The sequence below is a fragment of the Pseudomonas sp. Irchel 3F3 genome, assembly GCF_900187545.1.
Classification (GTDB): Bacteria; Pseudomonadota; Gammaproteobacteria; order Pseudomonadales; family Pseudomonadaceae; genus Aquipseudomonas; species Aquipseudomonas fortuita.
Map to the genome: position 1 here is coordinate 1 of NZ_FYDS01000017.1, position 19,279 is coordinate 19,279.

A 19,279-nucleotide genomic window follows, 5' to 3' on the forward strand; every position below is an offset into this window, starting at 1 on the left:
TCACCTTTCCGCCCTTACGGCGGGTCACTTTTTGTCAAACGCGACAAAAAGTAACCAAAAAACGCTGCGCTCCCATCATCCGGCCCCTACGCTGCGCTCCGGGGTCCCCTCGCTCCGGGCTTGCTCCCGGGAGGACCGCGCTGCAGGCCCCATCCTGGGGCCCAGCGCTTGACGGGCATCCATGCCCGTCACCTCCCTCCGCAAGCCCTGCGCTCGGCCTCCTGAAGTCGCAATCTGCGTCGCCTGAGCTACCGCGCGCTTAAAAGCAAAAGCAAAAGCAAAAGCGAAAGCGAAAGCGAAAGCAAAAGCAAAAGCAAAAGCCGAAGCAGGGTTACTGGGCGAACGCTCGCCCTAACCCACCCGGCACGCCACTGCTGTCAGTGTCCTGCCAAGGCCCATTCGGGCTCAGCGACCAGCTCCAGCCGTTATCAAACCGGTAGTACGTACGCTGCCGGTAGAACGTATTGGGCTGCTTTTCCAATACATATACACCCAGCTTGGGGTCCCAGTGGCTGGCACCGCCAGGCGGTGGCGCAAAGCTGGCCGAGGTACGCGGCATCGGCTTGGGAATCGCCGCCGGTTTGCTCGGCTGGGTGGACGGTTGCCCACCCGGCAACGGCTTGACCACCGGCCCTTGCGGCGGCACGCGCTCGATCGGGGGTGCCGGCTGTTCATACGGCTGATGCACCGTACACGCAGACAAACCCAGGGCCAGGGTGATCAGGGTCAGGCGGACGGTGCTGTGCATGGCTTTGCTCTCTTACAGGTCTGGGCTGTCGATGGTCAGGTGCTGGGTAGCCTGGGTGGTGCTGGGCAACGGCGCGCCCTGGCCAATCCACTCGCCGCGGGTAGGCTGACCAGCGCGGGAAACCCGTGCAACCAGTTGGACTTCGGCAAATTGCGACAGTTTCATCTGCGGCATCATCGCGTCAGCATCGGACAACTCCACTTCGATCGGCAACTGCGCCACCGTCACCCGCTTGGCTGCCAGGGGCATCGGCGGGCCATTGCTGGCGCGAGCGAAGATGAACACCGTATCGTCAGGTTTTACCTTGTCCTTCAGTGCCGCCGCCAGTTCCACCCGCACTTTCATCCGCGCAGCCACCGGCGCGGGCTCTGCAGCCTGCCCTGCCGGGCCACCCAGGCGTTCGGCAGCGCGGTCGATGCCGCCTTGCAGGGCATCGCGCGATGCATCGCCTTCCGGCAACTGCGCCAACAGGCGCTTCCAGTAGTCGATGGCTTCCTGGTAACGCTCGCCTTCAAAGGCCGCGATACCGCGCAGGCCCAGGCTGGTCACCTCGTTGGGGTCGGCCTTCAGCGCTTCATCCGTCAGTGCCTGCAACTGCGGGCTCCACCGCTTGTCGGCGGCAAAGTACAGGGCCTGGGCCCACTGGCCCAGCAGCTCGGGCTGGCGGCCAGCCAAGGCCACCGCCCGCTCGAAAGTACGCGCAGCATCGGCCGGGCGCTGCTCGGCCATGTAGGCACGGCCCAGGAAATACACGGCCTCGGCCGACTCAGGCTGGGCCTGCACCACACGCTCCAGGCGCGTGGTCATTTCTTCCATCGACTTGGGTGCTTCGGCGAATTCCTGGGTCAGCGCCACCTTGTCGGCCGCACCAAAATGCAGGTACAGCCCCAGCGCCATCAGCGGTACCAGCACGGCAGCCAGTAGCGGCAGGGCTTTGCCCAAATGCCCCTGGCGTGGGGCATCGGCGCCTTCGGTATCAGCCAGCAATTCGCGGGCAGCCTCGTCACGGCCCTTGGCCAACTGTGCCTCATCGAGCACACCGGCAGCCTGCTGGGCAGCCAGTTCGGCAACGCGTTCCTGATACAGGGCCACGTTCAGGGCAGTGCGGTCTTCTTCCTGCTGGCGACGGCGGCCACGCAGGATCGGGATCAGCAAAAAGCTGAGGGCGGCGAGCAGCAGCAGGCCCGCGCTAAGCCAGAATTCAATCATGGGTCTGTTCTTTTTCCAGCAGTTTGGCGAGTCGCTCGCGTTCTTCGACAGAAAGCTCGTTGTTGCCCGGCAAAGCCGTACCACGGCGTCGGCGCACGATCACCGCCAGCACCACGAAACCACCGGCCAACAGGATGCCCGGGCCGAACCACAACAGCCAGGTACGCCCGCTGAGCGCCGGCTTGTAGCGCACGAAGTCACCGTAGCGGTCCACCATGAAGTCGACGATCTGCTGGTTGCTCTTGCCTTCGCCAAGCATGCGGAAGATCTCTCGGCGCAGGTCGGCAGCAATCGGTGCGTTGGAATCGGCGATGTCCTGGTTCTGGCACTTGGGGCAACGCAGTTCCTTGGTCAACTGCTGGTAGCGCTCGCGCTCGGCTTCATCGCGGAACTGGTAAGTGTCGATGGCCGCCTTGGCCACACTGGCCAGGCTCATGCCCAGCACGGCAGCTGCCAGCCAGCGCCTCATTGCCTGGCCTCATCGACCAGGCCCTGGTACAGCGGTGCCAGCTGCTCACGCCACACCGTGGCATCGACAATGCCCACATGCTTGTAGCGGATGATGCCCTTGGCGTCGATCAGGAAAGTTTCCGGCGCGCCGTACACCCCGAGATCCAGGCCAAGGCTGCCCTGCTCGTCACGGATATCCAGCTGGTAAGGGTTGTGGAATTCGGCCAGCCATTTCTGCGCAGCGGCGTTGTCGTCCTTGTAATTGACGCCGTGGATCACCACGCCCTGCTGCGCCAGCTGGTTCAGGTAGGGGTGCTCGACCTTGCACGACGGGCACCAGGTGGCCCACACGTTGACCAATGCCGGGCGGCCCTGCAAGTCGGCCTGGGTCAGGGTCCGGTCGCCCTGGGTCGAAGCCAGGGAAAACACCGGGAACGGTTTGCCGATCATTGCCGAAGGCAGCTCGTCGGGCTTGAGAAACAGCCCCTTGTAGAGAAACACCGCCACCAGCAGGAACACTGCCAAGGGGACTACCATGATCCAACGCTTCATGCAGCTGCTCCAGACACGCCCAGGGCCTCACGCACCCGGGTCTTGACCTTGACGCGGTAGCGCCGGTCGAGTGCCGCCAGCAACCCGCCCAGGCCGGTCAGCAGACCGCCCAGCCAGATCCAGCGGACATAAGGCTTGATGTGCACACGCACGGCCCAGGCGCCGTTCTCAAGCGGCTCGCCAAGGGCAACGTAAAGGTCGCGGGTAAAGCCGGCGTCGATGCCGGCTTCCGTCATCATCGATTGCTGCACGGTGTACAGGCGCTTTTCCGGGTGCAGGGTCGTCACTTCACGGCCACCACGGCTGACTACCACCGTACCCTTGTCGGAGATGAAGTTCGGCCCTTCGAAGTGCTTGGCGCCCTGGAACAGGAACTGGTAGCCACCCAGCTCCACGCTTTCGCCCGGGGCCATGCGCAGGTCGCGTTCGGCGCTGTTGTTGCTCGACAGCACCACACCCAGCGCACACACCGCCAGGCCCAGGTGTGCCAGTTGCATGCCCCAGTAGCTGCGGCCCAGGCCAGGCAGGCCCTTGAGCAGGCCTTTGTGACGGGTCTTGTCGAGGATGTCGCGCAGCCCGCCAAGTACCACCCAGGCAGCCAGGGCGAAGGCGGTCAGGGTCGGCCAGTCGAAGTCGTCAACGATAAAACCGGCAACCGGAGCAAGAATGGCACTGCCGATCAGCACCGGGGTCATCATGCTGACCAGCCATTTGACCGGGGTGTCCTTCCAGCGCACCACCACGCCCACGCTCATTACCACCATCAGCAGTGCCATCAGCGGCAGGAACAAGGCATCGAAATAGGGCGGCCCCACCGACAGCTTGGCCCCGGTCAGGGCATCAAGCACCAGCGGGTACAGCGTGCCGAGCAGAATCATCGATGCGGCCACCACCAGCACCAGGTTGTTGGCCAGCAGCAGCGTCTCGCGCGACCACAGGGCGAAACCGACCTGGCTCTTGACCACCGGTGCGCGCAGGGCGAACAGGGTCAGCGAACCACCGACCACGAACAACAGGAAGAACAGGATGAAAATGCCCCGCGATGGGTCGGCAGCAAATGCGTGCACCGAGGTCAGCACGCCGGAACGCACCAGGAAAGTACCCAGCAGGCTCAGCGAGAATGCGGCAATTGCCAACAGCACGGTCCAGCTCTTGAACACCCCGCGCTTTTCAGTCACCGCCAGCGAGTGGATCAGCGCCGTGCCCACCAGCCAAGGCATGAACGAGGCGTTTTCCACCGGGTCCCAGAACCACCAGCCACCCCAGCCCAGCTCATAGTAGGCCCACCAGGAGCCCAGGGTGATGCCGACCCCCAGGAAAGCCCAGGCGACGATGGTCCAGGGCCGCGACCAGCGCGCCCAGGCAGCGTCCAGACGGCCGCCGAGCAAGGCGGCAATGGCGAAGGCAAAGGCCACCGAGAAGCCCACGTAGCCCATGTACAGCATCGGCGGGTGAACGATCAGGCCGAAGTCCTGCAGCAACGGGTTTAGATCGCGACCGTCGGTGGGCACTTGCGGCAGCAGGCGCTGGAATGGGTTGGAAGTAATGATCAAAAAGCTCAGGAAGCCGACGCTGATCATGCCCATCACTGCCAGCACGCGGGCCAGCATCACCTGCGGCAACTGCCGCGAAAACACCGACACGGCAAAGGTCCAGCCGCCCAGGATCAGCGCCCACAGCAGCAGCGAACCCTCGTGGGCGCCCCACACGGCGCTGAATTTGTAGTACCAGGGCAAGGCGCTGTTGGAGTTGCTGGCCACATAGGCGACCGAGAAGTTGTCGGTCATGAAGGCATGGGTCAAACAGGCGAAGGCAAAAGCCAGGAAGGCGAATTGCCCCCAGGCCGCCGGCCGTGCCAGGCTCATCCACAGGCTGTCGCCACGCCACGCGCCAAGCAGCGGCACACTGGCCTGCACGGTGGCAAAGCAGATGGCCAGGATCATCGCCAACTGGCCGAGTTCGGGTATAACCAGCGCCGCATTCATGGCCTGGCCTCCGTTCCTGTGGCGGCTTGGCCGCTTTCCTTCAGGGCCTTGGTGACCTCGGGCGGCATGTACTTCTCGTCGTGCTTGGCCAGTACTTCATCGGCCACCACCACGCCGTCGGCGTTGACTTTGCCCAGGGCAACAATGCCCTGCCCTTCGCGGAACAGGTCAGGCAGGATGCCGCGGTAGGTGATCGGCACCGACTTGTTGAAGTCGGTGACCACAAAGCGCACGTCCAGCGAGTCGGACGAGCGCTGCACCGAGCCTTTCTCGACCATGCCGCCAGCACGGATGCGGGTGTCCAGCGGCGCTTCGCCATTGGCGATCTGGGTGGGCGTATAGAACAGGTTGATGTTCTGCTGCAATGCGCTCAAGGCAAAGCCGACGGCAACCCCGACACCGACCAGCAGGCCGACGATGAGCAACAGGCGTTTCTTGCGCTGCGGATTCACTGGTTGTTCTCCCGGCGCAAACGGCGCGCCTCTTCTTGCAGGTAGCGACGACGGGCCAGCAGCGGCGCGGCGACATTCAGCGCCAGCACTGCCAGGCAGATGCCATAGGCCGACCACACGTACAGGCCATGGTGGCCCATGGCGAGAAAATCACCGAAGGTGGCAAAGCTCATTGTGCGGCCCTCCGCCCCAGGCTGTTCAACACTTCATCCTTGACCCAACTGGCGCGCGCCTCGCGCTTGAGCACTTCAAGGCGCATGCGTAGCAACAGCACGGCGCCGAAGAAACAGTAGAAACCCAACGCCGTGCACAGCAACGGCAGCCACATTTCGGCGGGCATCGCCGGCTTTTCGGTGAGGGTGAAGGTGGCGCCCTGGTGCAGGGTGTTCCACCACTCCACCGAGTACTTGATGATCGGGATGTTGACTACGCCGACAATCGCCAGCACCGCGCAGGCCTTGGCCGCACTGTCACGATTACTGATCGCCTGGCCCAGCGCAATAATGCCGAAGTACAGGAACAGCAGAATGAGCATGGACGTAAGGCGGGCGTCCCACACCCACCAGCTGCCCCAGGTCGGCTTGCCCCAGATAGCGCCGGTAACCAGCGCCACGGCGGTCATCCAGGCGCCGATGGGCGCGGCACATTGCAGGGCGACGTCGGCCAGTTTCATCTTCCACACCAGCCCCACCACACCGGCGACGGCCAGCAGCACGTAGCAGGATTGCGCCAGCATCGCCGCCGGCACATGAATGTAGATGATGCGGAAGCTGTTGCCTTGCTGGTAGTCCTGGGGGGCAAACGCCAGGCCCCAGGTGATACCGACCAGCAGCAGGAGCACGGCAGCGCCGGCCAGCCATGGCAGCATGCGGCCGCTGATGGCATAGAACCATTTCGGGGAGCCCAGCTTGTGGAACCACGTCCAGCTTATTTTCATCAGGGTACATCCAGGGTATTTGCCGGGCTTGAGAGCCCGGGACTCGTTATTCGCCGACGCTGATCTTCAGGCCGGCCGCTATCGCAAAGGGTGCCAGGGTCACGGCCAGGGCCGTCAGGCTGGCGAGCCAGAGCAGGTGGCCGGTTGCGGGCATATTTTGCAATGCCGCTTGCAACGCACCACTGCCCAGGATCAATACAGGGATATACAACGGCAGAATCAGCAACGCCAGTAACAAACCACCGCGCTTCAGACCGACCGTCAGGGCGGCGCCCACCGCACCCAGCAGGCTCAATACCGGCGTGCCCAGCAGCAAGGAGCCAAGCAGCACCGGCAGGCAATGGCTCGGCAGCCCCAGCATCAGCGCCAGCAGCGGCGCCAACAATACCAGTGCCAGCCCGGAAAAGATCCAGTGCGCCAGCACCTTGGCCAGCACCAGCAACGCCAGTGGGTGCGGTGACAGCACCCACTGCTCCAGCGAGCCGTCCTCGAAATCGCTGCGGAACAAGCCGTCCAGCGACAGCAGCACTGCCAGCAGTGCCGCCACCCAGACCAGGCCCGGCGACAAGGTTTGCAACAATTGGCTTTCTGGGCCGACCGCCAAAGGGAACAGCGCCACGACGATGGCAAAGAACACCAGCGGGTTGGCCAGCTCGGCAGGGCGACGGAACAGCAGCCGTGCTTCGCGACGCAACAACAAAATGAATACGCTCATGCCGCCCATTGCCCCAGGTTCAGTTCACGGTAACCGGAGGGCTTGCGTTCCAGCGTGTGGTGGGTGGTCAGCACCACCGTGCCGCCCTGTTCGCAGTGTGCCGCCAGGTGCGCTTCCAGCTGGGCCACGCCTTGCTTGTCGAGCGCGGTGAACGGTTCGTCGAGAATCCATAACGGCGGGCAAGCCAGGTGCAGCCGGGCCAGGGCCACGCGGCGCTGTTGACCAGCTGACAGGGTATGGCAGGGTACGTCTTCGAAACCGCGCAGGCCGACCGCCTCCAGCGCCGCCCAGATCGCCTCGCGGCTGGCCGGCTGGTGCAAGGCGCACAGCCAGGTGAGATTTTCCTCGGCGGTGAGCAGGTCCTTGATACCTGCGGCGTGGCCAATCCACAGCAGGATGCTTTCCAGCGCATGGCGCTGCTCGGCCAGTGGCTTGCCGCCCAGCAGAATCTGCCCGGCGGTCGGCTGCATCAAGCCGGCCAGCAGGCGCAGCAAGCTGGTCTTGCCGCTGCCATTAGGACCGCTGATTTGCAGCATGTCGCCGGCGCCCAGCTCAAAATCGAGCTGCTCGAACAGCAAGCGCCAGTCGCGCTCGCAGGCCAGGCCTGCGGCTTGGAGGTGAAGGGTCACGGTTTCGCCTTATCTTTGTAGGGCTTCGGGCCGGCGTCGCCTGTTTCGCGGGCTTGCCCGCGAAGCAGGCGACGCCGCTCCAGAACCCTTGTGTCTCAAGTCGCCCCGCGCGCTGCCGTTATACTGGCAACCACGGGCGCCCGGCATTATTACACGCGCCGCCGCGCTGCCAAGAGGCCGGGCTCGACAGGTTGTATACAATCATGACTGAAATCAATAGTCTCGGCGCACAAACCGCGATCAACAGCCAAGCCATGAAGGCAGGCATGACCGGTGAACTGCTGCGCCTGATCCAGGCGCAGCCGGGTCTGCTGGCCCCCGGCGAGACCGCGCAGGCCGAAGTCGTGTCGTTGCGCCAGACGGGCCAGGAGTTCCAGTTGGTACTGCGCCTGATACAGGCCAACGGCGTGCAGACCCAGCTGCAAGCCAGCGCCAGCCAGCCACTGCCCCAAGGCAGCCAGGTCACCGTCAGCCAAACCGAAAGCAACCGACTGGCAATCATGCTGCAGCAGGCCAATACCAGCCAGATCGCCACCCTCACCCGCCTGGACACCAGCAAAGTGCCCGTCGGCACCCTGCTGCAAGGCAAGGTCCTGACCAACCAGGCATTGGCCCAGGCGCCCGGCCAACCGCCGATCTACCGGGCGCTGGTCAGCCTGCTCAACAGTGCACAGGCCGGCGCCACCTTGAGCGTCGACAGCCCACGCCCCCTGGCCATTGGCAGCCTGCTCAGCGCGTTGGTGCAAGGCGACCAGTCGCTGCGTTTCGTGCCGCTTAGTGGCAGACAGGACCAACTGAGCATTGCCCAGCAACTGCTGACCCAGCAAAACCGCCAAGCCTCCCTGCCCGGTGTGCTCAACGCGCTGCAACAGCTCGCCCGCGACCCGAGCGCCGATGGCGACCTGCGCGCCAGTGCCGAACGCCTGTTGGCCGGCCTGCCGGACGCGCGGCAACTGGGCGACGCCAAAGGCGTGGCCCAGGCGCTGAACAACAGCGGCGCCTTCCTTGAAGCGAAACTGCTGGGCGGTTTTCCTGCCAGCGTGGCCACTGACCTTAAGGCACACCTGCTGCGCCTGATCACCCAGGCCCCGGTCAGCACACCAGGCATGCCCAACCTGGCGCCCGCCAGCCTGGCCGTGACCATGCCGGCGCTGGCCCGCAGCGCACTGGGCATGCTCGAACGGGTCAGCCCCAAGCCGCAGCCAGGGGCGTTCCCCCTGCCGTCGCGCCTGCTCAAGGCCCTGGAAGACGAAGGCGACCTGCAACAGCTGCTGCGCCTGGCCGCAGCTGCCGTTTCACGCTTGCAAAACCATGCCATGAGCAGCCTGCAACAAACCGGCACACTGGAAAACGGCAACCTGCAGACCACCTGGCAAACCGAAGTGCCGATCCGCCACGGTCAGGAGTTCATCCCGCTGCAAGTCAAAATCCAGCGCGAGGAAACACCGCAACAGCAGGCCGACCGCCAACATGAAGCGCAAGACCCGCTGCAAGCCCTGTGGCGCATCGAGCTGGCCTTCGACCTGTCACCCCTTGGCCCGCTGCAAGTCCAGGCGCAGTTGAGCCAAGGCCGCCTGAGCGGGCATCTGTGGGCAGAACGTGAACCCACCGCAAGGCTGATCGACAGCCAGCTCGGTGCCTTGCGCCAGCGCCTGCTGGACCGCGGCCTGGACGTTGGCGACCTGGAATGCCACCCGGGCATCCCCCCTCAAGGCCCGCGCACACGGGTGGAGCAACGCTGGGTAGACGAAAACGCATGACACAGCAACCAACACGCCAGGCCATCGCCCTGACCTACGACGGCCAGCAGGCCCCTACCCTCAGCGCCAAGGGTGACGATGCGCTGGCCGAGGCCATCCTGGCCCTGGCCCGCGAGCACGAGGTGCCGATCTACGAAAATGCCGAGCTGGTGCGCCTGCTGGCGCGCCTGGAGCTGGGCGAACAGATTCCCGAAACACTGTACCTGACCATCGCCGAGATCATTGCTTTCGCCTGGCAACTGCGCGGCCGCGTCCCGGCGGGCTTCGCCGACGACACCGCCACGCCCCGTGACATCACGCCAGCGCTGCTGGGGCTGCCCCCTCCCGGCAGCGTTACCTGACGCCGTGAGTTGCACCCTCACACTACCCTGATGCCCTTCATCGATAGAAGGGTTACTCAATGCGCCCCATTCCGCACCACAGCCTGGCCCGTATCCGCCAGGCACTGCAGGACTTTCCCCGCCCCGACCTGCTGGCACAACAGACACTTTCCGAATGGCTTACCTCGAAGGGGGTGGCGCAGTCGCCTTTGCTGACCGACGTGGTCACCTTCCACTACCGGATAGAACCGGCGGGAGAAGGGCGTTCACAGGGCAGTACGAAGGCCGTCATCACCCAGAAGATGAACCTGGTCGAAGCATTGCTTGCCAACTGGCAGGGCGAACCGGCCGCAGGCTATGACGGTTTCCACTATGGCGACTGGGCAGGCCTGCCGCCACAGGACCCATTGACCATCGTTGAACGGCTTGCGCCACTGAGCCCGTTATCCAATGCTTCGCCCTATCAGGTGTTCAACGGCCTGTACAAACGCACAGAGCCTCCCCGCTACGCCCCGGATACGCGCCTGCCGATACGCGCAGAAGACTTTCAGACCGCTAACTGGAGGCTGAATTTTCACACCCTGTTCAAACAACAACTCGACAACTACTGGGCTCAACACAATGACGATTATCGGCAGGCCATTCACCTTGCCTTGATTGCCGCCTGCAACCGTCAGGTAATAGAGGGCAGCCTGTCCGAGCCTCAGCGCCAGCTGGTCTGGCGAGTTTGCGGGCTGTTACCTCAGGGCGACCTCAGTATTTCGATGCTGAACGTCTACGGTTATACCGCGACCGATATTCTGTACATCAAACAAACCAGCGACCCAGGGGTTGTCCTGTACATTCCAGGCAATGCTTCGCCGCTTCATGCGTTCACCGATGCGTCCGCCATGAAGGATTGGTTCGCAGAACAATGCAAGGTCCCCGACAAGCGCAATGCAATGCTGGTCCACTTCGCCCGTGCCGACTGGCCCGACGGCCTGGACTTCAGCGGCTTGCGTACGGCCTTGATCGGCTTGGGCTTGTACCCTGCTGCGCATCATTTCAACCCCCAGCACCCGGGTTTTGCGACCAGCGGGCATTGGGACCCGCAAGCGATCATCGACTATCGCCCCGACACCTACTCCCCCCCGATCATCGGCGACCTGTTCGAGCACCTGAGCTTGCAGCGCAAGCGCCGCACCTATGCCGATACCGACAGCCTGATCACCAGCAATCATGACATCGACAAGTCCCGCTGGGGCAACTACCTCTCTGTGGCCACTGCGCTGCTTGCCCCGTTTGCCCTCCTTTTGCCCGAACTGGCTCCGTTGCTGGTGATCGGTGGCCTGAGCCAATTCACCCTTGGCCTTGATCAGGCCATCAATGGCAAGAGCCTGGAGAGCCGAAGCGCAGGCGTCGCCGACCAGACATTCGGCTTGTTCAACGCGCTCCCCCTGGCCGGCCAGGGCTTTGCCAGGGAGGCGTCGGTGTTTCGTTGCAGCCGCCCCGGGTTCTTCACCCCGTCACGCCTCTCCAATGTGCTGGGTATGCCGGTTGGCGCCGCCCCCATCGCCCAGGCGAGCGACTCGGTAGAGTTGGCATTCCGTGAGCAAGCGACCCTGTCCTCCGACAGCCTCGCGGCTGTGGTGACGCGTGTCGACGAAAACCTCGAGCACCGCTTCATGGCATGGCTGCAAACACCCGAGGGCGTGGTCAGCGAATGGGTCGAGTACGAGTTTGCCAGCGACAGCTTCGTCCGCTCCCGTGACACACACATGATCGTGCCACCGCGCTGGCGGCTCGCCAATACCAGCGACACCTCGCTGACGCTGTCCAGAAGGCGATTCAACGCCACCGATGAGCAGCGCAACACGACGCTTCGGGCTTTGGGGATCGACGTGGAGATGCCCATCGACTACGCCCTTTACGGGCAATTGGTGCGCACACCGATTCCCAGACTGATCAGCAGCGTCTGGGTGGGTGACAGCGTGCTGCAAGGTGAATTCCTCGAAGCATTGGCCCACAACACGCGCATCGCCCGCCTCAGCGGGTATCGCTACCAGATTTTGCTATCGCAGCAAGACCCACTGGTTTTTGAACGCAATATGCGTCTGCTCCGCACCAGGGCTGAAGGCGCGCAGCTGCTCCCTCTGGAGACTCAAGGTTTCTTTCAGGCGTTCACCCAATCAGCTTATTACCCGCAATACCAGGCCGCCATCGCAGGCAACGGCGGGCTCGGCCGCAACCTTGCCTCTGCGTGCGACATCTTGCGCTACCGCTTGCTCAAGCACTATGGCGGGCTTTATCTGGATGCCGACGATCGGCTGCTGGACACCACCAGAGGTGAGCTCAACCCACCCTTGGCCACCGTGATGCTCCAGGCCACGGATGATGGCCTGCTGTTCTCGCCGCCGGTGTCTAACGACCAGTTGGGCATGTACGTCAAGTTCAACAACAGCATGATCGGCAGCCTCCCCGGTAACCCGACGCTGGACGCGGTGTCCGATGAGATCCTGCGACGCTACGGCATGGAACCCGAGTTCTACAACAGCCGCCCGGACCCTCGCCTGGCGCCGTTGCCGTTCCAGGCGTACGCCCGGCGTCTGAGCCTGTTGACCGGCCCAGGTGTGCTCAATGCCGTAGTAGACCAACGACTGCCGCTCCTCAAACAACTGCGTGAAATCTGTCATTTGCTGGTGTCACCGGTTTACGACATCCATGCAACGCTGAACTTCGATATGTTCCATGCCGTGCTGCAACAACACGTACCGCTCGACAGGGTGGCCCGCATGGGCCACGAGCACAGCTGGGCCTATACCTGAAACGGTCGCGGCGGGCCAGGTACAAGCCGGGGGCAATCGACGGGTTTCGTCGTCGCGCACGGCTTGGTTTACCAAGGATGCGCAACGCCTGCGACACTCACCTACATATGTAGTGCCACCGCCCCCCGTATGCAGGTCACCTTTGCCAGCCCATACAGACTCAAAGGTGACCGCCATGACAACCCAATACGTCAATGCCAAGGGCGTGCAATTTGTGCGTGACAGCCTCGCCGGTTTTCCGCGCCCGGACCGTGCGGCAGCCAGTGCCATCCATCAGTGGGCCCAGGAACGCTCCATCGACCTGGACCCAGACCGCGTCGACGCGGTCACCCTGCATTACCAGTTCAGCCCCAAGCTCGGCTGGATTGCGCTCGTCGCGCAGAAGATGACACTGACCCAGGCCGTGCTCTCGAACTGGCAGGGTGAGTCGGCCAACAACTGGTTAGGCGCGGCGATCGATGCTCCTTGGGCCGGCGAGTTACCCGAAGGGCCACTGACCATTGTCCAGACACTGCGCGAGCAAAACCTGTTTGACCATCACGCACCCTATAGCGTCTACAACGGGTTGTTCAGGCACAGCGACCACCCGCTATACAACGCAGACACGCACGTCCCGCTGGCAGCTGAGGAGTTCCAGTCGTTTATCTGGGGCCTGGACTTGCAGGTGCAGTACAAGTCGATGCTCGACAGCTACTGGGATGCCAACCTGGAACGCTACCGTATCAGCGCAAAGATCAACTTCATCGCCGCCTGCAACAAGCAAGTCACCGAGGGCAGCCTCAGTGATGCCGGCAGAAAGCTGGCCTGGCAGGCATGCGGCCTGCAAGCCTCAACGTCGGTAACGCCCGGTGACGAAAAGCCGGGCAGCAAACCGAGGCTGCGCGCCAGGTGGCTAAATGTGTACGGCTACACCGCCACTGACCTGCTGTGCCTGCACGACGCCGTCAGCGGCCTGGTTTTACTCTACATTCCGGGTAATGCCTCGCCCCTGCACGAGTTCAGCGACAAAAAGGCCATGCTGGACTGGTTCGCCAACCAGTGCCGTACCCCGCGCACGCGCGACGCCCTGCAGGGCCACTTCGCCCTGGCCGATCGCGAAGACGGTTTGAGCTACAGCGGCCTTCATACTGCCCTGTGCGGCCTGGGCAGCTACCCAGCTCCCTACCACCTCGACAGCAACCGCCCCGGCTTCACGGCGCAGGGCATCTGGCCCCCACAGGACTACATCAACTACAAGGTCAAGGACTACAGCCCCCTGATAGAAGGCGACCTGTTCCTTTCCCTGGCCCGCCGCCAGAAACAGCGCAGTTACCAGGACGCTCATTTCATCATCACCAGCGACAGCGAAGTGACCAAGGCCAAATGGCGCGGCTACTTGAACTCGGCAATCAACGTGCTGGGCCCTTTGGCCCTGGTAGTGCCCGAGCTGGCCCCGCTGTTCGCCCTGGGCGGCATCGCCCAGTTCGGCCTGGGCCTGGACCAGGCCATCCACGCCAAAAACGCCCGGCAAAGCGCCGAAGGCATCGGCACGTCGGTGTTTGGGGTGCTCAATGCACTACCGCTGGTGGCTGCCGGGGTGTCCAAGGCACCTGTGCTGCTGCGCTTCAAGCATGAAGGTTTTGTGATCCCCAGCCGGGTCAACGAACAAATCGGCTACCCCTTGAGCCCCATCACCCCCCCTGAGCTGCCACTGGCCGACGTGGCAGATTATTTCCATACTCCAGACCCCATCGCGCCTCTGCCGGGTGCCGACGACGGTGTGGCCGGTGCCGTTGTCAGGACGCCTCGCTACGACGGTTCGCCCGACCTGCTCACGACGATGATCGGCGGTTATCAAGAGCATGTGCTCTACGACATGGAACTCGATGCCTTTCGCCTGGAAAGCGACCTCAATGAGGTTGAGCCAAGCTGCTACATCGCAACGCCCGGCTCGCTCAATCTGGTCGAGGTGGATGCCCGAGCGCGTCAGGTGACCGATGACATGCGCATGGCGACCTTGCGTGCATTGGGCGTTGATCTGAACCTGCCCATTGCGCTACCGGTCGTACCTACCGAAGGACTGCGACCAATCCCTAAACACGTCCTGAATATCTGGGTAGGCGACAAGGTCATTGAGCAAACCCTGATCGACAATATCGCCCGCAACGCCCGCACGCTGCAGGAGACTCAGTATGTTCATCGCCTGTATCTCTCCAGGGCAGAGCCGGCTGCGTTCCAGGCCAACCTGCAGCTTTTGGCGGAGCATGCGCCCGGGGTAGAAGTATTGCCACTTGAGGACCAGCCGTTCTATGCGCGTTTCAAGGAGAGTGCCAACTTCCCCCAATACCAGGCAGCGATCCACGGTAACGGTGGGGTGGCCAGCAACTTTTCGTCGGCGTCGGACGTTTTGCGCTATGCCCTGCTTGAACAGGAAGGTGGCCTGTACATGGATGTCGACGACACGCTGCTAGCGCCTGGTGAGTACCCTGTGTTCATCGATGGCGCCCCCAGAGGCACGCCGGGAGAGCGCCTTGATGACGTAGCACTTGCCACCTCTGAAAACGGCCTGCTGCTGCACTCGGCGGTGTCCAACGAAAAATTGGGCATGAACTGCCTGTACAACGGCAGCCTGGTAGGCAGCCACGCGAATAATCCGACGCTCAAGGCAATCCTGGAAGAAATGCAGGCGCGCTACGAACAAGCGCCAAACTTCTATCAAAGCAAGCCATCCCTACAAACCGACCCGCAAGCGTTCTATGGTTATGCCCAGGCCCTTAGCCACCTCACCGGGCCGAAGTTGCTCACCGACGTGGTCGACCGTCTGTTGCCTGAGCTCGGCATGATGCGTCAGATCATCAACCTGTATGCGTTCCCCCGCACTAACTCCTGGCAGTTCGTCAGCCTTCCTGAGTTTCAGGCGGTGCAACGGCAACTGCTGCCACTCAACCGCATTGCCAGGATAGGGGGATACAACTCCTGGGCCAGGCCCTGAGCGGCACGTCCAGCTAGGGCCCGACAGGCTTGAGCAAGCAACCGCGGCAATAGAAAAAGGCGACCTCAGGTCGCCTTTTCACGTTATTCGCTGCGATGCAACTTGCTCATCAACTCTGCCTCGGCCCGCGTCAGCCCGCAGGTTTCGGTCAACTCCGACACGCTCGCGCCCATCCCCACCAACTTGGCCGCCTGGCTGAACGTGACACTACTGGGGTCGCGTTGCTCCAGCCGCTCCAGCCGGTCAGGCACACTGGCCACCGACACACGCAGCTCGTGAAGGGCCTCGCCCATGCGCACGGTACCGTTCTGGTAGTCGTCCAGGCGCTTGGCCAGGTCCTTGATGCGCTGGTCACGCAGGGCATCGCCCTCGGCCTGCTGCGCAGCCAGCTCGCGCTGGCGCTTGCTGTAGTTGAGGAAGAACCACAGGCTCAGCGCCCAGACCAGCGCCAGGAAGATGACAGCAACCTCTAGGATCAACTCAGATGTTCTCCAGCTCGGACCACTCTTCCTCGGTCATCATCTTGTCCAGTTCGACGAGGATCAGCAGTTCACCGTTCTTGTTGCACACGCCCTGAATGAATTTGGCCGACTCTTCGTTACCCACATTCGGCGCGGTCTCGATTTCGGACTGGCGCAGGTAAACTACCTCGGCCACGCTGTCGACCAGAATGCCGACCACTTGCTTATCGGCTTCGATGATGACGATACGGGTGTTGTCGGTGACCTCGGTCGGCATCAGGCCAAAACGCTGACGGGTGTCGATCACTGTCACCACGTTGCCGCGCAGGTTGATGATACCCAGTACGTAGCTTGGCGCACCCGGCACCGGGGCGATCTCGGTGTAGCGCAGCACTTCCTGCACCTGCATCACGTTGATGCCGTAGGACTCGTTGTCCAGACGGAAGGTAACCCACTGCAGGATCGGATCTTCGGAACCTTGTGCAGACGACTTTTTCATTCCCCTACCCTCAAAATCCGCTGTTTGGCGGTTGTGTTCTGTGTCATTTCTGTTTGGCGTGCATCTGCTTGACCGCGCCGCTGGCGATCAGCTCGGCCAGTGCGGCGACGTCGAGCAATGCACACATGTGTTCAATCACCGTGCCAGCCAGCCAAGGGCGCTGGCCCCGCTGGCTGCGCCACTTGATTTCGGACGGGTCCAGGCGCAGCGAACGGCTGACCTGGTGTACGGCCAGCCCCCATTCGTAGCCCTGCACGGAAATCACATAATTCAGGCCTTGGCGAAAATCGTCGCGGTAGCGGTCGGGCATTACCCAACGCGCCGTGTCCAGCACCTTCAGGTTACCGGCCTGGCAGGTCAGGATGCCGAGGAACCAGTCCGGCTGGCCGAACAGCGGGGTCAGCTCCTGGCCGGCCAGGTTGTAGATCGAGCCCAGGCACACCAGCGGCACCGCCAGGGTCAGGCCGGCGACATCGAACAACAGGCATTCGAATGGTTCGGCCGCCCACACCGGGCGGCCGTCCACGGTGGCCGGCGGCACCGGCAGGTTCGGCGCCGGGAGGTGCACGTCGACCAGCGGCACTGCGGGTTCCACGGTTTGTTCTTCGACCAGCACCGGGATGGCGGCCTCGGCGATCACCTGCTGCTCGACCACTGTGACCACCGGCGCTTCTATCGGCATGACGCTGGGCAACACCGCCACCTTGGGTTCGGCAAACGGCCGTTGGGCAAGGCTGACAGGGGCTTGGGCTGGCATCGGCCCGGCGGGCTGACGCGCATCACGTGCCTGCTCCTCGCGCACCGCCTCGGCGAACTCGTCTGGCGCCGCTGGCGGCTCAAACAGCTCTTCGGCTTCGGTGGCCTCCTGCAGCAGGCCGTCGAGGTACGACTGCAGGGCCATCTGCGGCCGGGTGCTGGTGTGTCGGGTCTGGGTCATCAGGCCACCTGCACTGCGGTCTTGTAAGTCAGCAGGTGCTTGAGCAGCGCCCGATAGGCAATCAGACCGCGGCTCTTGCTGTCGAACTGCGAGGGCGTGACGCCCTTGCGGCTGGCATCGCGCAGGCGCGTATCGACTGGGATGTAGCCCTGCCACACCTGTTGGCCGTAGGTATCACGCAGCAGCTTGAGTGTGCCCAGGGAGGCCTGGGTACGGCGGTCGAACAGGGTGGGTACGATCTGGTACGGCAGCGCCTGCTTGCGCGAACGGTTGATCATGGCCAAGGTGCCAACCATGCGTTCCAGGCCCTTCACTGCCAGAAATTCGGTCTGCACCGGTATCACCAACTGCTGGCTGGCGGCCAGGGCATTGACCATCAGCACACCCAGCAAGGGGGGGCTGTCGATCACGGCATAGTCGAAATCCTGCCACAGCTGCGCCAGACTCTTGGCGATCACCAGGCCCAGGCCATTTTGCCCGGGTGACTGGCGCTCCAGCACTGCCAAAGCGGTGCTCGACGGCAACAGCGAAATGCGCTCGTCGCTGGTAGGCAGCAACAACTGCCCGGGCAGGCCGTCTGGTACTGCGCCCTTGTGCAGGAACAGGTCGTAGCAGCTGTGCTCCAGCGCATCGGGGTTGTGCCCGAAATAGCTGGTCATCGACCCGTGCGGATCGAGGTCGACGACGACCACGCGCTTGCCAGCCTCAGCCAGCAGGCCAGCCAGGGCGATGGTTGTGGTGGTCTTGCCGACGCCACCTTTTTGATTGGCTACTGCCCAGACTCTCATCAAGCAAACTCTATCTATTGATTTGGCAGGGACACTGTAGAAACAACTATCCAAGAGCCGGCACGACCCCTGTGGGAGCGGGCGAGCCCGCGAACACCGGCGCAGCCGGTGCCACTCACCGCGTCGCCTGCTTCGCGGGCATGCCCGCTCCCACAGGGGACGGAGTCACTTTCAATACAATGGCGCGACGGGGAATTGACGGATCACTGCCCCGCCACCGTTGCTGACGTTGCCGGTGCACTTTGTGTGCCAGCCCGGCGCAATGCGGCATCCGGCGTTGCATTGGCACTGCCCGAGCCCGTCAGGCTGCGGCGCACTTCGAGGTTACGGGAAATCACCAGCACCACCCGGCGATTACGCGCGCGACCGTCGGCGGTGTCATTGCCGGCCACCGGCTGGTACTCGCCATAACCCACCGATGCCATGCGTGCCGGGTTGACCCCTTCCATGGCCAGCAGGCGCACGATGCTCGCCGCCCGTGCCGACGACAGCTCCCAGTTGGTCGGGTACTGTGCCGTGCGGATCGGCAGGTTGTCGGTGAAGCCTTCGACATGCACCGGGTTGGCGAATGGCTTGAGGATGTTTGCCACCTTCTCGATGATGGCAAACGCCTTGTCGCTGGGCATGGCATCGCCACTGCCGAACAACAGCGATGAATTCAGCTCGATCTCGATCCACAGCTCGTTGCCGCGCACGGTCATCTGGTTGCTGTTGATCAGGTCGCCAAAGGCATCGCGCACGTCATCGCTGATGGTTTTCAACGGGTCGACCTGGGTCGCCGCCAAGCCCGCTTCGGTCTGCTCGCTGTCTTTGACCAGCGGCTCTGCCGGGCGCACGCTCAACGGCTGCTCATCGGCAATAGGGATCGGTTTCATGCTGCGCTCAGGGTCGTTGAACACCCCGAGCAAGGCCTGGGAAATGACCTTGTACTTGCCCTCGTTGATCGAGGAAATCGAGTACATCACCACGAAAAAGGCGAACAGCAAGGTGATGAAGTCAGCGTACGACACCAGCCAGCGTTCGTGGTTTTCGTGTTCCTCGGTATGACGACGGCGACGCATG

At 63.1% G+C, this 19,279-nt stretch carries 19 protein-coding genes; 4 read left to right on the top strand and 15 right to left on the bottom strand.

Annotated elements, in window-relative coordinates; translation table 11 throughout:
- Window positions 1-331 precede the first annotated feature (331 nt).
- Genes CKW35_RS26285 through ccmA form a run of 10 tightly spaced genes read right to left on the bottom strand, consistent with a single transcriptional unit; the run spans window position 332 to window position 7,677 of the window.
- Window positions 332-748, bottom strand: a complete 417-nt coding sequence (locus CKW35_RS26285) for a hypothetical protein (RefSeq protein ID WP_016488394.1) — start codon at window positions 746-748, stop codon at window positions 332-334.
- A 12-nt stretch (window positions 749-760) separates the two neighbouring features.
- Window positions 761-1,957, bottom strand: a complete 1,197-nt coding sequence (gene ccmI / locus CKW35_RS26290) for a c-type cytochrome biogenesis protein CcmI (protein WP_095117223.1) — start codon at window positions 1,955-1,957, stop codon at window positions 761-763.
- Entirely contained in the window at window positions 1,950-2,426 is a 477-nt protein-coding gene (locus CKW35_RS26295) for a cytochrome c-type biogenesis protein (protein ID WP_016488396.1), read from the bottom strand. The genes ccmI and CKW35_RS26295 overlap by 8 nt, the downstream gene beginning before the upstream one ends.
- Complete coding sequence (locus CKW35_RS26300; RefSeq protein WP_016488397.1) at window positions 2,423-2,959, bottom strand: DsbE family thiol:disulfide interchange protein; 537 nt, start codon at window positions 2,957-2,959, stop codon at window positions 2,423-2,425. Before CKW35_RS26300 ends, CKW35_RS26295 begins: the two co-directional genes overlap by 4 nt.
- A complete protein-coding gene (locus CKW35_RS26305) occupies window positions 2,956-4,944 on the bottom strand; it encodes a heme lyase CcmF/NrfE family subunit (RefSeq protein ID WP_095117225.1) in 1,989 nt (662 codons plus the stop codon). Before CKW35_RS26305 ends, CKW35_RS26300 begins: the two co-directional genes overlap by 4 nt.
- Window positions 4,941-5,396: a cytochrome c maturation protein CcmE gene (ccmE, locus tag CKW35_RS26310; RefSeq protein ID WP_016488399.1), complete on the bottom strand. Its 456-nt coding sequence runs from the start codon at window positions 5,394-5,396 to the stop codon at window positions 4,941-4,943. Before ccmE ends, CKW35_RS26305 begins: the two co-directional genes overlap by 4 nt.
- Complete coding sequence (gene ccmD, locus CKW35_RS26315; protein ID WP_012273475.1) at window positions 5,393-5,569, bottom strand: heme exporter protein CcmD; 177 nt, start codon at window positions 5,567-5,569, stop codon at window positions 5,393-5,395. Before ccmD ends, ccmE begins: the two co-directional genes overlap by 4 nt.
- The gene (locus tag CKW35_RS26320; RefSeq protein WP_012273476.1) at window positions 5,566-6,333 is read right to left on the bottom strand and encodes a heme ABC transporter permease; all 768 of its coding nucleotides are present in this window, start codon (window positions 6,331-6,333) and stop codon (window positions 5,566-5,568) included. The genes ccmD and CKW35_RS26320 overlap by 4 nt, the downstream gene beginning before the upstream one ends.
- A 46-nt stretch (window positions 6,334-6,379) precedes the next feature.
- The gene (ccmB, locus tag CKW35_RS26325) at window positions 6,380-7,057 is read right to left on the bottom strand and encodes a heme exporter protein CcmB (protein ID WP_013973563.1); all 678 of its coding nucleotides are present in this window, start codon (window positions 7,055-7,057) and stop codon (window positions 6,380-6,382) included.
- Window positions 7,045-7,677 carry a cytochrome c biogenesis heme-transporting ATPase CcmA gene (gene ccmA / locus CKW35_RS26330; RefSeq protein WP_016488400.1) on the bottom strand — a complete coding sequence of 211 codons (633 nt, stop codon included), beginning with the start codon at window positions 7,675-7,677 and terminating at the stop codon, window positions 7,045-7,047. Before ccmA ends, ccmB begins: the two co-directional genes overlap by 13 nt.
- A gap of 203 nt (window positions 7,678-7,880) precedes the next feature.
- On the opposite strand from ccmA, the gene CKW35_RS26335 reads away from it, so the two are divergent.
- The 4 genes from CKW35_RS26335 to CKW35_RS26350 all read left to right on the top strand — a co-directional run bounded on the left by CKW35_RS26335 (window position 7,881) and on the right by CKW35_RS26350 (window position 15,532).
- Window positions 7,881-9,437: a flagellar hook-length control protein FliK gene (locus CKW35_RS26335; protein WP_016488401.1), complete on the top strand. Its 1,557-nt coding sequence runs from the start codon at window positions 7,881-7,883 to the stop codon at window positions 9,435-9,437.
- A complete protein-coding gene (locus CKW35_RS26340) occupies window positions 9,434-9,778 on the top strand; it encodes an EscU/YscU/HrcU family type III secretion system export apparatus switch protein (RefSeq protein ID WP_016488402.1) in 345 nt (114 codons plus the stop codon). The genes CKW35_RS26335 and CKW35_RS26340 overlap by 4 nt, the downstream gene beginning before the upstream one ends.
- A gap of 59 nt (window positions 9,779-9,837) precedes the next feature.
- On the top strand, window positions 9,838-12,561 hold the full coding sequence (locus CKW35_RS26345; protein ID WP_016488403.1) for a dermonecrotic toxin domain-containing protein: 2,724 nt from the start codon (window positions 9,838-9,840) through the stop codon (window positions 12,559-12,561).
- Between the two features lie 175 nt (window positions 12,562-12,736).
- On the top strand, window positions 12,737-15,532 hold the full coding sequence (locus tag CKW35_RS26350) for a dermonecrotic toxin domain-containing protein (RefSeq protein ID WP_016488404.1): 2,796 nt from the start codon (window positions 12,737-12,739) through the stop codon (window positions 15,530-15,532).
- A gap of 83 nt (window positions 15,533-15,615) precedes the next feature.
- Here CKW35_RS26350 and CKW35_RS26355 read toward each other — a convergent pair whose 3' ends face one another.
- The 5 genes from CKW35_RS26355 to motD all read right to left on the bottom strand — a co-directional run bounded on the left by CKW35_RS26355 (window position 15,616) and on the right by motD (window position 19,278).
- A complete protein-coding gene (locus tag CKW35_RS26355; protein WP_016488405.1) occupies window positions 15,616-16,011 on the bottom strand; it encodes a DUF2802 domain-containing protein in 396 nt (131 codons plus the stop codon).
- 1 nt (window position 16,012) lies between these two features.
- A complete protein-coding gene (locus tag CKW35_RS26360; RefSeq protein WP_003254393.1) occupies window positions 16,013-16,492 on the bottom strand; it encodes a chemotaxis protein CheW in 480 nt (159 codons plus the stop codon).
- A gap of 43 nt (window positions 16,493-16,535) precedes the next feature.
- The gene (locus tag CKW35_RS26365; protein WP_016488406.1) at window positions 16,536-17,429 is read right to left on the bottom strand and encodes a CheW domain-containing protein; all 894 of its coding nucleotides are present in this window, start codon (window positions 17,427-17,429) and stop codon (window positions 16,536-16,538) included.
- Complete coding sequence (locus CKW35_RS26370; protein ID WP_016488407.1) at window positions 17,429-18,217, bottom strand: ParA family protein; 789 nt, start codon at window positions 18,215-18,217, stop codon at window positions 17,429-17,431. Before CKW35_RS26370 ends, CKW35_RS26365 begins: the two co-directional genes overlap by 1 nt.
- 203 nt (window positions 18,218-18,420) lie before the next feature.
- On the bottom strand, window positions 18,421-19,278 hold the full coding sequence (motD, locus tag CKW35_RS26380) for a flagellar motor protein MotD (protein ID WP_095117229.1): 858 nt from the start codon (window positions 19,276-19,278) through the stop codon (window positions 18,421-18,423).
- Window position 19,279: the final 1 nt, after the last annotated feature.

Excerpts from the sequence above, each read along its gene's own strand:
- CKW35_RS26300 (WP_016488397.1), bottom strand. The coding sequence starts at position 2,959 with ATGAAGCGTTGGATCATGGTAGTCCCCTTGGCAGTGTTCCTGCTGGTG.
- ccmB (WP_013973563.1), bottom strand. The coding sequence starts at position 7,057 with ATGGGCGGCATGAGCGTATTCATTTTGTTGTTGCGTCGCGAAGCACGG.
- CKW35_RS26365 (WP_016488406.1), bottom strand. The coding sequence starts at position 17,429 with ATGACCCAGACCCGACACACCAGCACCCGGCCGCAGATGGCCCTGCAG.
- CKW35_RS26345 (WP_016488403.1), top strand. The coding sequence starts at position 9,838 with ATGCGCCCCATTCCGCACCACAGCCTGGCCCGTATCCGCCAGGCACTG.
- CKW35_RS26360 (WP_003254393.1), bottom strand. The coding sequence starts at position 16,492 with ATGAAAAAGTCGTCTGCACAAGGTTCCGAAGATCCGATCCTGCAGTGG.
- CKW35_RS26295 (WP_016488396.1), bottom strand. The coding sequence starts at position 2,426 with ATGAGGCGCTGGCTGGCAGCTGCCGTGCTGGGCATGAGCCTGGCCAGT.
- CKW35_RS26370 (WP_016488407.1), bottom strand. The coding sequence starts at position 18,217 with ATGAGAGTCTGGGCAGTAGCCAATCAAAAAGGTGGCGTCGGCAAGACC.
- ccmI (WP_095117223.1), bottom strand. The coding sequence starts at position 1,957 with ATGATTGAATTCTGGCTTAGCGCGGGCCTGCTGCTGCTCGCCGCCCTC.
- CKW35_RS26285 (WP_016488394.1), bottom strand. The coding sequence starts at position 748 with ATGCACAGCACCGTCCGCCTGACCCTGATCACCCTGGCCCTGGGTTTG.
- motD (WP_095117229.1), bottom strand. The coding sequence starts at position 19,278 with ATGCGTCGCCGTCGTCATACCGAGGAACACGAAAACCACGAACGCTGG.
- ccmD (WP_012273475.1), bottom strand. The coding sequence starts at position 5,569 with ATGAGCTTTGCCACCTTCGGTGATTTTCTCGCCATGGGCCACCATGGC.
- CKW35_RS26340 (WP_016488402.1), top strand. The coding sequence starts at position 9,434 with ATGACACAGCAACCAACACGCCAGGCCATCGCCCTGACCTACGACGGC.
- CKW35_RS26335 (WP_016488401.1), top strand. The coding sequence starts at position 7,881 with ATGACTGAAATCAATAGTCTCGGCGCACAAACCGCGATCAACAGCCAA.
- CKW35_RS26305 (WP_095117225.1), bottom strand. The coding sequence starts at position 4,944 with ATGAATGCGGCGCTGGTTATACCCGAACTCGGCCAGTTGGCGATGATC.
- CKW35_RS26320 (WP_012273476.1), bottom strand. The coding sequence starts at position 6,333 with ATGAAAATAAGCTGGACGTGGTTCCACAAGCTGGGCTCCCCGAAATGG.
- CKW35_RS26350 (WP_016488404.1), top strand. The coding sequence starts at position 12,737 with ATGACAACCCAATACGTCAATGCCAAGGGCGTGCAATTTGTGCGTGAC.